The organism is Streptomyces shenzhenensis (genome assembly GCF_021462265.1).
Taxonomy (GTDB): Bacteria; Actinomycetota; Actinomycetes; order Streptomycetales; family Streptomycetaceae; genus Streptomyces; species Streptomyces shenzhenensis.
In genome coordinates this window covers 103,875-117,568 of sequence record NZ_JAJONF010000016.1, presented here as the reverse complement: position 1 = coordinate 117,568, position 13,694 = coordinate 103,875, and the positions used below count along the sequence as shown (strand labels likewise).

At 72.8% G+C, this 13,694-nt stretch carries 7 protein-coding genes, 2 tRNA genes and 1 pseudogene; 7 read left to right on the top strand and 3 right to left on the bottom strand.

Going from position 1 to position 13,694, the window contains the following annotated elements:
• Window positions 1-89: 89 nt before the first annotated feature.
• Together LQ326_RS21700 and LQ326_RS21695 are read right to left on the bottom strand one after the other, a co-directional pair.
• On the bottom strand, window positions 90-4,241 hold the full coding sequence (locus tag LQ326_RS21700) for a hybrid sensor histidine kinase/response regulator (RefSeq protein WP_234538943.1): 4,152 nt from the start codon (window positions 4,239-4,241) through the stop codon (window positions 90-92).
• A gap of 287 nt (window positions 4,242-4,528) precedes the next feature.
• Window positions 4,529-4,945, bottom strand: coding sequence for an SSI family serine proteinase inhibitor (locus tag LQ326_RS21695; RefSeq protein WP_234538942.1), 417 nt, complete (start codon window positions 4,943-4,945; stop codon window positions 4,529-4,531).
• 172 nt (window positions 4,946-5,117) lie between these two features.
• Here LQ326_RS21695 and LQ326_RS21690 point away from each other — a divergent pair.
• Together LQ326_RS21690 and LQ326_RS21685 are read left to right on the top strand one after the other, a co-directional pair.
• Window positions 5,118-5,208 (top strand) — tRNA-Ser (locus LQ326_RS21690).
• A gap of 244 nt (window positions 5,209-5,452) precedes the next feature.
• Window positions 5,453-5,525: transfer RNA gene (locus LQ326_RS21685), tRNA-Arg, on the top strand.
• A gap of 94 nt (window positions 5,526-5,619) precedes the next feature.
• On the opposite strand, the pseudogene LQ326_RS21680 reads toward LQ326_RS21685, so the two are convergent.
• Window positions 5,620-5,790: pseudogene (locus LQ326_RS21680) on the bottom strand (site-specific integrase); the annotation flags it as partial.
• Between the two features lie 215 nt (window positions 5,791-6,005).
• Here LQ326_RS21680 and LQ326_RS21675 point away from each other — a divergent pair.
• The 5 genes from LQ326_RS21675 to LQ326_RS21655 all read left to right on the top strand — a co-directional run bounded on the left by LQ326_RS21675 (window position 6,006) and on the right by LQ326_RS21655 (window position 13,444).
• Window positions 6,006-6,893, top strand: coding sequence for a DUF2797 domain-containing protein (locus LQ326_RS21675; protein ID WP_234538941.1), 888 nt, complete (start codon window positions 6,006-6,008; stop codon window positions 6,891-6,893).
• A 314-nt stretch (window positions 6,894-7,207) separates the two neighbouring features.
• Window positions 7,208-7,948: a response regulator transcription factor gene (locus LQ326_RS21670; RefSeq protein WP_234538940.1), complete on the top strand. Its 741-nt coding sequence runs from the start codon at window positions 7,208-7,210 to the stop codon at window positions 7,946-7,948.
• Complete coding sequence (locus LQ326_RS21665; RefSeq protein ID WP_234538939.1) at window positions 7,945-9,603, top strand: sensor histidine kinase; 1,659 nt, start codon at window positions 7,945-7,947, stop codon at window positions 9,601-9,603. Before LQ326_RS21670 ends, LQ326_RS21665 begins: the two co-directional genes overlap by 4 nt.
• Window positions 9,604-9,617: 14 nt before the next feature.
• Window positions 9,618-11,123, top strand: a complete 1,506-nt coding sequence (locus tag LQ326_RS21660) for a bifunctional glycosyltransferase family 2/GtrA family protein (RefSeq protein ID WP_234538938.1) — start codon at window positions 9,618-9,620, stop codon at window positions 11,121-11,123.
• On the top strand, window positions 11,120-13,444 hold the full coding sequence (locus tag LQ326_RS21655; protein WP_234538937.1) for a glycosyltransferase family 39 protein: 2,325 nt from the start codon (window positions 11,120-11,122) through the stop codon (window positions 13,442-13,444). The genes LQ326_RS21660 and LQ326_RS21655 overlap by 4 nt, the downstream gene beginning before the upstream one ends.
• Window positions 13,445-13,694: the final 250 nt, after the last annotated feature.

The following is a 13,694-nucleotide window of genomic DNA, read 5'->3' as shown; positions in this document are numbered from 1 at the left end:
CTCTGCAAGGGGCGCGGGGAACTGCCGGAGGTCGGCCACGGGTTGTTCGTGGCCGACCTCCGGCAGTTCCCCAACGGCGCTTCGCCGCCTCAGTTCGTCCCGATCCTGGCCAGCAGGTCGACGATCCGGCTCTGCACCTCGGGACTCGTCGACCGCTCAGCCAGGAACAGCACCGTCTCCCCCGACGCCAGCCTCGGCAGATCCGCCTGGTCCACCGCCGCCGTGTAAACGACCAGCGGCGTCCGGTTCAGCTGCCCGTTCGCCCGCAGCCAGTCGATGATCCCGGCCTGCCGGCGGTGCACCTGCATCAGGTCCATCACCACCAGGTTCGGCCGCAACTGCCCCGCCAGCGTCACCGCGTCCGCGTCGCTCGCCGCCCGCGCCACCTGCATCCCGCGCCGCTCCAGCGTCGAGGTCAGCGCGAGCGCGATCTCCGCGTGCTCCTCGATCAGCAGCACCCGCGGCGGATGCTGCTCGCTGTCCCGCGGCGCGAGCGCCTTCAGCAGTACGGCGGGATCGGCGCCGTACGCCGCCTCACGCGTCGCCTGTCCGAGCCCCGCCGTCACCATCACCGGCACCTCCGCGGCCACCGCCGCCTGCCGCAGCGACTGCAGCGCGGTCCGGGTGATCGGCCCGGTCAGCGGGTCCACGAACAGCGCCGCCGGGAACGCGGCGATCTGCGCGTCGACCTCCGCACGGGAGTTCACGATCACCGGCCGGTAGCCGCGGTCGCTCAGCTCCTGCTGGGTGGTGACGTCCGGCGCGGGCCACACCAGCAGCCGGCGCGGGTTGTCCAGCGGCTCCGGGGGCAGCTCGTCGTCCATCGGCTGCGGGCGCGGCGGATCCGCGACCTCGATCGCCCCGCCCGGACCGTCCAGCGGCTCCGGGCCCTCGGCGGCGTTCACGTCCGGTGCGCCTATCGCGTACGACCGTCCGGCGCCGTCGGTTGCTCCCACCAGCCGGGACTGTCCGGTCGGCGACGGCGACGGCGACGGCGACGGCTGCGGCAGCGGCTGGGCGGCGACCGGCTGCTCGGCCGGCGGATGCGGCCGGGCCGGCTGATCGGGCTGCGGCTGCTCGGCACGCGCGCCCGGGTCCGGGGGCGTGCCCAGCTTGCGGCGCCGCCCGTTGCCGCCCGGCTGGTGCGGGGGCGGGGTCGCCGTCGGGTGCTGCACCTGCGCGGCCTGCCGCGAGAACGGCACTCCCTGCCCCAGCGTCCGCACGCTGAACGCCCGGCCCTGCGTGGAGTCCGGGTCGATCGGTGCCGCCGGTGGTGCCGGCACCGCGGTCGCCTCGGCGGGCAACGGCTGTGCGGAAGGGGCCGGTTGGGGCGCGGCGGGGGCGTCGTCGGCGCCCGGCCACTGCTGCGGCACGGGTGCCACCGGCGCGGCCTCCGCCGGAAGCGGAAGCGGCTGGGCGGGCTGGACGGGCTGCGCGGGCTGCGCCGGAGCCGGGGCGGCTTCGGCGACCGGAACACCGCCCTGCGGCTGCGGCTGCGGCTGCGGCGGTGCCGACGCCGGCACCGGTACGGCCGCGCCTGGCAGTGCCTGCGGACCCGGAAGGGCCGAAGTCTGCCCCGGCACCTGCGCCTGTCCCTGGACCTGCCCGTGCCCCTGCCCCACCGGCCCGGGCTGCTGCCCGCCGGCCGCCTGGGCGACGGGGACACCGGCCGGCGCGGCGACCTGGGCCGCCGGACCGGCCTGCATCGGAATGCCCTGAGGCTGCACCGGCTGTCCGGGCACGGCCGCCTGCGCGGGCACCGTCGGCACGGCCGGGGCGCCCGGGGTGCCCGGGGTGCCCGGGGTGTTCTCCGCCGCGGGCTGGCCCACGGCCCGCCGCCGTCGGCCGGTCGGCGCGGTGGTGGGGTGCGGCTGCGGCGGGGTGTGGTCCTCGGCCTGGTCGTGCGCCACGGCATCGTGCCGGCCCTCGTCGCCCGCCTGCTCCACGGCCGTGACCGGCTCGGGTGCCCGGTCGGCCTCGGCGGGCGGCAGCGCGAAGACCGGACGAGGCCCCGCCTGCTGCTGCTCGGCCCGCTCGGCCGCGGCGGCCAGCGCGCGGCGCCGGCGCCCGCCGGGCTGACCGTCGTCGGCCGCCTGCTCGGACGGGACCGAGGGCAGCGCGGGCGGCAGCGACTGCCGCTCGTCGGGCTCACGCCGGGCGCGCCGCCCCGGCGCCGGCACGGGAACGCCCTGCGGCGGAACGGTGCCGCCCAGCCCCGTACCCGAGGCAGCCGCCCCGGCGCCCTGTTCGGCCGCCGTCATCACGGCGCCCTCGGCGACCCCCGGGGCACCGTCGGCGGGACGCCCGCGCCGCCGACCGGTACCGCCGGACGCCGATTCCGCGCTCTCGATCGCGGCGGGCCCGTTGTCCGGAACGTCCGCCGCCTCGGCGGCCCGTCGGCGCCGCCGCCCGGTCGGCGCGGCCGGGAGCTCGCCCTCGTCGCCCGTCTCGCCGGGCACGTCACTCTCCAGGAAGGCGTCCACGGAGGACCGCCGGGCCCGCCGCCGTCCGCCGGCACCGGTCTCGTCGGCGGCCGCGACCATGGCGACCTCGGTACCGGCCGGCGGGGTCACCGCGCCGGCGCCGCCCCCGATCGGCACCTCCAGCACGAAGGCGCTGCCGCTCATCCCCGGCACCTCGTGGGTCTGCAGCACACCGCCGTGGGCCCGGACGATCCCGCGCACGATCGGCTCGTGCACCGGGTCGCCCCCGGCGTACGGTCCGCGCACCTCGATACGGACGACCTCGCCGCGCTGCGCCGCCGCGACCACCACCGTGTTGTCCATGTAGCCGCCCGCCGAGACGGGCGCGTTGCCGGTCGCGTCCACGCCGGCCACGTCCGCGATGAGGTGCGCCAGCGCGACGGCGAGCCGCTGGGGGTCCACCTCGGCCTCGATGGGCGGCGCGTGCACGGCGAACTGCACCCGTCCAGGCCCGATCAGCTCCACCGCGCCGTCCACGCCGGCGGCGACGACGGCGTCGAGCATGACCTTCGTCCGGGTGATGTCCTCGGTCCCCGCGTCCAGCCGCTGGTACCCGAGCACGTTGTCGATGAGCTGGGTGATCCGCGAATAGCCGGCCGACAGATGGTGAAGCACCTGGTTGGCCTCGGGCCACAGCTGCCCGGCGTCGTCGGCGGCGAGCACGGCCAGCTCCCGGCGCAGCTCGTCGAGAGGGCCGCGCAGCGACTGCGCGAGCAGCGTCAGCAGCTGCTCGTGCCGCCCGGAGAGGGCCTCGTACCGGTCCTTCTCGCGCTCGCCGAGAGCCGCGTACCGGTCCTCGGCGACCGCCAGTTCCTCGGCGTGCCGCTCGAGCAGCTCCTCCACCTCGGTGACGTGCTTCTGGCGCAGCGCGGTCAGGTCGGAGGCGTGTTCCTCGGAGAGCCGCTCCAGCTCGTCGGCGTGCGCCTGCTCCAGGGCCGTCTTCTCGTCGATGACGGAGTCGTACGGCCGCCGGTCGGTGAACGTCATCACGGCGCCGACCAGCTGGTCGCCGTCGCGCACCGGCGCGGTCGTCAGGTCGACCGGCACCTTCTTGTCGCCCTTGGCCCACAGCACCTGCCCGCGCACCCGGTGCTTGCGCCCGGAGCGGAGGGTGTCGGCGAGCGGCGACTCGGCGTACGGGAAGGGGGAGCCGTCGGCGCGCGAGTGCACCACGAGGTTGTGCAGCTCCTTGCCGCCCAGCTCACCGGCCCGGTACCCCAGTATCTGAGCGGCGGCCGGATTGACGAGCACGATCCGCCCGTCGGTGTCCGTCCCCACCACACCCTCGCTCGCCGCCCGCAGGATCATCTCGGTCTGCCGCTGCGAGCGGGCCAGCTCGGCCTCGGTGTCCACGGTGCCGGTCAGGTCGCGGACGACCAGCATCAGCAGCTCGTCGCCGCTGTAGCCGTAACCGTCGTACGCCTGCTGCCCGTTCTCCAGGTTGGCGCTGGTGACCTCGACCGGGAACTCGGTCCCGTCCGTCCGCCGCGCCACCATCCGGGTGGGCTTGGTCCGCCCCCGGGGGTCCCTGTGGTCGGGCCGCCGCATCGACCCCGGGATCAGTCGTGAGTCGAACTCCGGCAGCAGATCGAGCAGCCCTCGTCCGACCAGCGCGGTACCCGGCGCCTCGAAGGCCTCCAGGGCGATCGTGTTCGCGTTGACGACGGTGCCGTTGGCGTTGACCAGCACCAACGCATCCGGCAGCGCGTCCAGTATGGCTGCGAGGCGAGCAGCGCCTCGGGATGGCCTGCTGCTCACGAGACGCTTCCTCCCTGTTACCGCACCTTGCCGACCGCTCGGGCCATCTTGCCAATCGGCCTGCGGCGTGTCACGCGAGGGAGTCTAAAGCCACCTATTGCGCTCACGGCGCCGGATGAGAGGCAGGTCGCACGACGAAGTGACGGCGAACATGTGACCGACACGCCCCACCTCCGCCATACCCTTCGCGAGACTTTTACGGAAGAGGAGCCGCCCCCCGTGAAACGCCTGTGCCGGCGTTGTGGCGTGACGGGCGTGCGGGGGGTGCGGGTGGACGTTCTGGACTTTCACGAGCCGAGGTCGGGGAGCAGGGGCACCATCCGGTCCCAGCGTCCGACCTCGCAGCCGTTGCTGCGGTCGTACGTGGCGTCGACCGGGCGGCCGGCCCAGGTCCCGGTGACATGGGCGGTGGCCGGGCCGCCGTAGAGCATGGTGCAGACGCTGCCCGGGGCGACCGGGGCGAAGGTGTCCCGGCCCCAGCGGGTGTTCCGGTCGAGCGCCTGACAGGCCCCGTCCACGTCCGGGTGACTGCCTGCGCCGGGGTGACAGGACAGCTCGTACGTCCCGTCCCGCCCGTCCCCGGCGTGGCGCACGGTGACGGTGAGGTGGTCGGCCGCGACGGCGGCGGAGGCGGGCAGGGCGGGGACGGACCCGAGGACGGCGGCGACGGCCCCGAGGGCGCCCCGCACGGCGAAGTGCGACATGCCCTGCCCAACGCGCGGCCGGGCGAGACGTTGCGCGACGCCTGATGGCCTCGCGAGAAGGGCTTTGCCCTGTGGCCCGACTGCCTAGTACCGTGGGAGCCGATTGGTGACAGCACGCTCGACTGTGTCATCATCTGCACGCACCACTCGCGCTCACGCGGGCGGCTGTGCGGGAGGCGTCGCCTAGTCCGGTCTATGGCGCCGCACTGCTAATGCGGTTTGGGCCTTAAAGCCCATCGAGGGTTCAAATCCCTCCGCCTCCGCACCTGACTCAGGGAGTCCAACCGTTTCGGTCTGGACTCCCTGAGTCGCGTTTAGGGCCCTGCCGCAGCGGCGCAGGCGCCGACGCGGTGGCGGCGCGGTGCTCGCCAGATCCGATGTTTCCGCAGCTCACAAGGGGTGCGGCTAACGGATTTCACATGGCGGCGGCAGTCATGTAATGTTCTTCCTGTCGCCGCGAGCGGGCCGAAAGGGCCGGGAAGCGAAGACGAAAAACCAGAAGAACAAGCACTCGTAGCTTAACGGATAGAGCATCTGACTACGGATCAGAAGGTTGCAGGTTCGAATCCTGCCGAGTGCACACAGGTCAAAGGCCCCGGATCACTCCGGGGCCTTTGACGTTTCGGGGGCGTACAGCAGCGAAGCACGGCAACGGTTGCTGTCAGCGGTTGATGTCAGCCGTCGGTCCGGGAGCCGCCCATCGCCTCGGACAGCTTGCGCTGTGCCACCTTCGAGTGCACCTTCAGGGCGACCAGGAGCGAGCCGTACATGTGCCGGGTGTTCCGGAGCGGGATGACCCGGAGGCGCAGGCCGGCGCGACGGACCCGTAGGGCGAACACGGTCGTGGCCTCCCGACGACGATCACGGGGCGGTGATCGCCGCGAAGGCGACCGCGGAGGCGAATGGGGCGGCGAATGCGCCGGCTGCTGCTGAGGCCACCGCGGAGGCCGGCAGCTGATCGGGAGCCTCCCGTCTGTGGATCTCCCGCCCTGCCCGCGGGCGCCCCTGCGGGTCGGCCGCACCGGGTCGTTGTCAGTGCCGCCAGCTACCCTCGCGACTGATGGCACAGGTGTGGAAATGCTCGGGACTGCGCTGGTCGGACGACGGACCCGTGCTGGTGTGGAGCGGTGGGCGGCGCAGTCCGCTCGCCCGGGGGAAGCGCGTGGCCTTCGGGGTCGCGGAAGGAGGCGCCGACGCGGGTGCGAAACGGGAGTGCGTGGGGGCGCGCGGGCATGACTGCCCGACCCGGGCCCCCGTGTCCGGCAGGACCACCGGCGCCCGGTGCGAGGAGTGTGCGCGGCTGGACCGTGCGCACTCCGTGGCCGCCGACACCGTCGCCGACGATCCCCGGCCGTACCACGTGTATCTGGCGTGGTTCGGGCCCGGGATGGTCAAAGTGGGGATCACGGCCGTCGAGCGGGGGCCGGCCCGGCTGCTGGAGCAGGGAGCCGTGTGCTTCAGCTGGCTCGGCGCCGGGCCGCTGATGGCCGCCCGGCGGGCCGAGGAACTGCTGCGGGCCGCGCTCCGGGTGCCGGACCGGATCCCGTACGGCGACAAGCGCGTCGTACGCGCCCTGCTGCCGGTGACCCGGGCCGAGCGGGCGGTCGAGATCACGGAACTGCACGCGCTGGCGGTCGCGCTCGGCGGCTGGCCCGAGTCGCTCGTCCCGGAGCCCTGCCAAGTCGTCGATCACATGGGGGTGTTCGGGCTGGACGGGGTGTCCGCCGCGGTCGGTGAGGTGGTCGAGCTGGTGCCGGGCGGCGTGGTGAGCGGTGAGCTGGTCGCGGCGGCCGGGCCGGATCTGCATCTCGCCACCCGGCGCGGGGTCGTGGTCCTCGACACGCGTTTGCTGCCGGGGTGGGAGCTGACCGCTGCCGGGGTGGGGGAAGAAGGCCAACTGCGGGTACCCATCAGGGAGTTCGAGGCTCCCCAGGAGGGGCTCTTCTGAGCGTCGCCAGCGCCGGCCGCGTCGCCCAGCGCCGGCCGCGTCGCCAGCGCCGGGGAAGTCCTCCGCGCGCGGGATCCGCGCCGGGTCGTCACGCTCTCATCAGCGGCTCATCGGCGGCTCATCGGCACTTCACCAACGGTCGGAAGCGCGGCCCGGACGGACATGATCCGCGCAGCTCGGCACGAGCGTGGTCACGGGTTCATGCACCCCTGATGGGATTCCCAGGCGTTGCCTGAGAGGCGCCTGTGTGGTTCTCAGGGAAATCACAGATTAGTGAAAGCGTGCTCTCAGAGGACCCGGACAAGGTGTCCACCATGACCACGACCTCGCCCCAGGGGCGCACCGAACTGCTGAGGCCGGACGGGAGCCCCGTCCGAGTGCTTGTGGTGGACGACGAACTGTCGATCACCGAACTCCTTTCCATGGCCCTCCGGTACGAGGGCTGGCAGATCCGGAGTGCCGGTGACGGGCAGGGCGCGATACAGACCGCACGGGATTTCCGGCCCGACGCCGTCGTCCTCGACATGATGCTGCCCGACATGGACGGCCTCACCGTGCTGGGGCGCCTGCGGCGCGAACTGCCGGACGTGCCGGTGCTGTTCCTGACCGCGAAGGACGCGGTCGAGGACCGGATCGCGGGTCTCACCGCCGGTGGCGACGACTACGTCACCAAGCCCTTCAGCCTCGAAGAGGTCGTGGCCCGGCTGCGCGGGCTGATCCGCCGCTCCGGTGCGGCCGACCGGCGCTCCGACTCCGTGCTCGTCGTCGGTGACCTCACCCTGGACGAGGACAGCCACGAGGTCTCGCGGGCCGGGGACTCGATCCATCTCACGGCCACCGAGTTCGAGTTGCTGCGCTTCCTGATGCGCAACCCGCGGCGGGTGCTCAGCAAGGCCCAGATACTCGACCGCGTGTGGTCGTACGACTTCGGCGGGCAGGCCAACGTGGTCGAGCTCTACATCTCGTATCTGCGCCGGAAGATAGACGCCGGCCGGGAGCCGATGATCCACACCCGGCGTGGCGCCGGTTATCTGATCAAGCCAGCCGCGGCATGAGCGGGCGACGACGGCCGCGTACGCAGAAGCGACGGGCGGGAAAGCCGCGCACCCTGCGGACTCGGCTCGTCGTCGTGTCCGTGACCCTGATCGCCGTGGTCTGCGCGGTGATCGGGACGGTCACCACCCTGGTGCTGCGGGATCACCTGTACGGGCAGCTGGAGGGCAAACTGGGCGAGGTCGCGGCGCGCGTGACGCCGCGCGACTTCGGCGGTCCGCTCGGAAACCGGCCCAAGAGCAACGGCACCGGGACCGGGACGGGCTCGGGCACCCTCAACACCGGCCCGAATCAGCAGCAGAACGGTGAGGGCACGACCGACCTGTCCAAATTCGTGACGGGTCCGCAGCCGGACGGCACCATCGCGGCCATGGTCCAGAACGGCAGCATCACCGACTCCGAGCGGGGCGTGAAGTCCAGCGACGACTTCTCGATGAGCGCCAAACCGCTCACGGACGCCCAGCTCAAGGTGCTCAACTCCGTCTCCCAGGACCAGAACGTCCACAGCGTGGAGATGCCCGGCCTGGGCGCGTACCTCGTCAAGTACGCGAGCGACGGCACCAGCGGCTACTACGTCGGTATCCCGACCTCCGACGTCGACAGCACCATCAACACCCTGATCATCGTCGAGATCAGCCTCACCGTCTCCGGCCTCGTCGCCGCCGCCCTGGCCGGCACCGTGATGGTCAACGTCGCCACCCGCCCCCTCCGCCGGGTCGCCGCCACCGCCACCCGCGTCTCCGAACTCCCGCTGCACACCGGCGAGGTGAACCTCAGCGAGCGGGTGCCGGAGACCGAGTGCGACCCGCACACCGAGGTCGGCCAGGTCGGCTCCGCGCTCAACCGCATGCTCAACCACGTGCACGGGGCGTTGCACGCCCGTCAGCAGAGCGAGATGCGGGTACGGCAGTTCGTCGCCGACGCGAGTCACGAACTGCGGACCCCGCTCGCCTCCATCCGCGGCTACGCCGAGCTGACCCGGCGCGGCAGGGAGCAGGTCGGGCCCGACACCCGGCACGCCCTCGGCCGTATCGAGTCCGAGGCGGGGCGGATGACCCTGCTCGTGGAGGACCTGCTGCTGCTCGCCCGGCTGGACGCGGGCCGTCCGCTGCAGTTCGAGCACACCGATCTCATCCCGCTCGTCGTCGACACGATCAGCGACACGCGAGCCGCCGGCATGGACCACAACTGGCGCCTCGACCTGCCCGACGAGCCGGCGCTGGTCGCCGCCGACGCGGCCCGGATCCAGCAGGTGCTGATCAACCTGCTCGGCAACGCCCGAAAGCACACCCCGCCGGGCACCACGGTCACCGCCCGCATCCAGCGGCGCGGACCGTGGCTGTGCGTCGACGTCGAGGACAACGGGCAGGGCATCCCGCAGGACCTGCTGCCGCACGTCTTCGAGCGGTTCGCGCGCGGTGACTCCGCGCGCTCGCGGGCCACGGGATCCACCGGTCTCGGTCTCGCCATCGTGCAGGCCGTGGCGACCGCGCACGGCGGTGCCGTCACCGTGGACAGCGTGCCCGGCCGTACGGTGTTCACCCTGTATCTGCCCGCGCTTGCCCCGGCGGCCCCCCAGCCGGACCCCGAAACCAACTGGCAATCGCACTCACAGGCACAGCACAGTGCCACCACATGGGTGGAACAGGGCGCCTGACGAGAGTCGGTGTCATGCGAACCGACTCTTCTCCCGGCACCCTGCCGGCGCGGGAGCACCTCCCGGCCGGTAACGCCGGTACGCCTGTCCTGGACGTAGTGATCCCCGTCTACAACGAGGAGAAGGACCTCGGCCCATGCGTCCGCAGACTGCATGAGCACCTCAAGCAAACCTTCCCGTACGCGTACCGCATCACCGTCGCGGACAACGCGTCCACGGACACCACCCCCCAGGTGGCGAGGCGGCTCGAGGCGGAGATCGCCGAGGTGAAGTCGTTCCGGCTGGAGCAGAAGGGCCGCGGCCGCGCGCTGCGGACCGTCTGGTCGGCCTCGGACGCGCCGATCCTCGCGTACATGGACGTCGACCTGTCGACCGACCTGAACGCGCTGCTGCCGCTGGTGGCGCCGCTCATATCCGGCCACTCCGACCTGGCGATCGGTTCCCGGCTGGCCCGCTCGTCGCGCGTGGTGCGCGGCGCCAAGCGGGAGTTCATCAGCCGCTCGTACAACCTGATCCTGCGCGGCTCGCTGCAGGCCCGCTTCTCCGACGCGCAGTGCGGCTTCAAGGCGATCCGCCGTGATGTCGCACAGGTGCTGCTGCCCCTGGTCGAGGACACCGGCTGGTTCTTCGACACCGAGATGCTGGTGCTCGCCGAGCGCGCCGGGCTCCGGATCCACGAGGTGCCCGTCGACTGGGTCGACGACCCCGACTCGACCGTGCACATCGTGAAGACGGCGACCGACGACCTGAAGGGCGTGTGGCGGGTCGGCAAGGCGCTGACCACCGGGTCGCTGCCGCTGGACCGGCTCACCCGCCCGTTCGGCGACGACCCCCGCGACCGCGACATCCAGGACGTGCCCAAGGGCCTGGCCCGCCAGCTCGTCGGGTTCTGCGTGGTCGGCGGCCTGTCGACCCTCTTCTACCTGCTCCTCTACAGCGTCTTCCGGGAGTTCTCCGGTTCGCAGCTCGCCAACGCGCTCGCGCTGCTGGTGTCGGCGGTGGCGAACACGGCCGCCAACCGGCGCCTCACCTTCGGAGTGCGCGGCCGGGGCGGGGCGGTCCGGCACCAGGCGCAGGGCCTGGTCGTCTTCGGTATCGGTCTCGCGCTCACCAGTGGTTCCCTCGCCGCCCTGAACGCGGCGAGCAGCCACCCCGCGCACTCCACCGAACTGGCGGTGCTGATTGCCGCCAACCTCGCCGCGACCGTGCTGCGCTTCCTGCTCTTCCGCGCCTGGGTCTTCCCGGACCGTGACGGCGCCGCGGGGGACGAGTCGACGGTGGTGGCGACGCACAACCCGTCGTCCCCGACCTACCCGACCGGCGGGTTCCGGCCGTACCAGCAGCCGTACCAGCCGCAGGGCCCCCTCCCGCAGCGCCCGGCGCACCAGCCGCACGCCCAGAACGGCACCACGACCACCCAGTTCCGCGCCGGTGAAGCCGCGGACGGCACCTGGAGGGACAGCACCATGCGGTTGCAGCCGGTGCGCCCCCACGACAGCGACCCGGGGGAAACCCGATGAGTACGAACACCGACCACCCCGCGCAGTGGGGCCCGCCCCCGACCGCGCCGCCTCCCACCGCGCCGCCCACGGATCCCCCGCAGCCCCAGCACGTGCCGTACGGCACGGACGGCCAGAACGGACGGATCGGCCAGGACTCCCCGCCGGTCCCCGAGCCGGGTGAACCGAAGCAGCCCTTCGTACGGAGACTGTGGCGCGGCCGCCCCGAGGACCCGCGCTGGGCGCGCCCGGCCTTCCTCGGCCTGCTGGTCGCCACCGCGGTGCTGTACTTCTCCAACCTGAGCGTCAACGGCTACTCCAACTCCTTCTACTCGGCCGCCGTCCAGGCCGGTACCAAGAGCTGGAAGGCGATGTTCTTCGGCTCGCTGGACGCGGGCAACGCGATCACCGTCGACAAGCCTTCGGCGTTCATGTGGCCGATGGAGATCGCGGCCCGGATCTTCGGCCTGAACTCCTGGACGATCCTCGGCCCCGAGGTCCTCATGGGGGTCGGCACGGTCGCGGTCGTCTACGCCTCCGTGCGCCGCCGGTTCAGCCCCGCGGCCGGACTGATCGCGGGCGCCGTGCTCGCACTCACCCCCGTCGCGGCCCTGATGTTCCGGTTCAACAACCCGGACGCCATGCTGGCCCTGCTGATGGCGCTGGCCTGCTACTTCGTGGTCCGCGCCGTCGAGGACGGGCGTACCAGGTGGCTGGTGTGGGCGGGCGTGGCGATCGGCTTCGCCTTCCTCGCCAAGACGCTCCAGGCGTTCCTGATCCTGCCGGCGCTGGCGTTCGTGTACGCGGCCGTCGGCCCGCACACGCTGAAGAAGCGGATCGGGCAACTGGCGCTGGCCACGGGCGCGCTGGTGGTCTCCGGCGGCTGGTGGGTGGCGATCGTCGAACTGTGGCCGGCCTCGTCCCGCCCCTACATCGGCGGCTCCCAGGACAACAGCTTCCTGTCACTGACCTTCGGCTACAACGGCCTCGGCCGCATCAGCGGCGACGAGACCGGCAGCGTGGGCGGCGGTGGCGGCGGCACCGGCTCGGGCCAGTGGGGCGAGACCGGCTGGGACCGGATGTTCAACTCCGAGATCGGCAGCCAGATCTCCTGGCTGATTCCGGCCGCGCTGATCCTCCTCGGCGCCGGTCTGGTGGCGACCCGCAGGCTGCGGCGGACCTCGGTGACCCGGGCCTCGTTCCTGGTCTGGGGCGGCTCGCTGCTGATGACCATGATCGTGTTCAGCTACATGGCGGGCATCTTCCACCAGTACTACACGGTCGCCCTGGCCCCCTACATCGCCGCCGTGGTCGGCATGGGCGCGGGTCTGCTGTGGGAGAAACGCGCCGAGCTGTGGGCGTCGATCACCCTCGCCGCCGCCGTGGTCTCGGCCGCGGTCTGGGGTTACGTCCTCCTCGACCGCACCTCCGCCTACCTGCCCTGGCTGAAGTACCTGGTCCTGATCGGCGGTCTGGCCGCCGCGCTCGGCCTGGTCTTCGCGGGCCGGATCCCGCGCCGGCTGGCCCTCGGGGCCGCCGCGGCCGGCCTGGTGGCCGCGCTGGCGGGTCCGACGGCCTACACCCTCAGCACGGTGAACTCCGCGCACACCGGCTCCATCCCGACAGCCGGTCCGGCTGGCGCCAGCACGATGGGCTTCGGCGGCGGTGGCGGTCCCGGCGGCGGCCGGGGCGGCTTCGGCGGCGGCCGGGGCGGTGGTGCGGCCGGCGGCTTCGGCCAGAACCAGCAGGGCGGCAACGGCACCCCGCAGGGGCAGGGCCAGGGGCAGGGCCAGAACGGTACCGGCGGCTTCCCCGGCGGCGGCACGGGCGGTGGTGCGGCCGGCGGCTTCGGCCAGAACCAGCAGAACGGCAACGGCACCACCCAGAACGGCACCGGCGGGTTCCCCGGCGGCGGCACGGGCGGTGGTGCGGCCGGCGGCATGCGCGGCGGCGGTGGCGTCGGCGGCCTGCTGAACGGCGCGACCGTCTCCTCCGCAGCCAAGGCCCTGCTGCAGAAGAACTCCTCCCAGTACACCTGGGTCGCCGCGGCCGTCGGCGCCCAGAACGCGGCGAGCTACCAGCTCTCCACCGGCGACGCGGTGATGGCGATCGGCGGCTTCAACGGCACCGACCCGTCCCCGACGCTCGCCCAGTTCGAGAAGTACGTGGCGGACGGCAAGATCCACTACTTCATCTCCTCCGGCACCGGCGGCGGCATGATGCGCGGCAGCAGCAGCGGCACGGCCTCGCAGATCACCTCCTGGGTCGAGAAGAACTTCAAGAAGGTGACGGTGGGTTCGTCCACCTTCTACGACCTCACACAGAAGGCGAGCGGCAGCTGACGGACTCCTGAGCGGCGCAAGGGCGGTGGCTTCGGTCACCGCCCTTCGCCGTACGCCCGCGAGAGACCGCCGGGGAGCTGGGGCCGCCGCGGCTGTCGTGGCCGGGGCGTGGCCGGGGTCGTGGCCGCGGGGCTTCTCGGGAGGGCGGAGGAGAATGCCGCCCGAGGGGGAGGGGCGCTTGTCCGTCGGCGAGGGCGGGCTGGTTGGGGCTGGTCGCGCCCACGCGATGGTATCCGCATGTCAGACACGG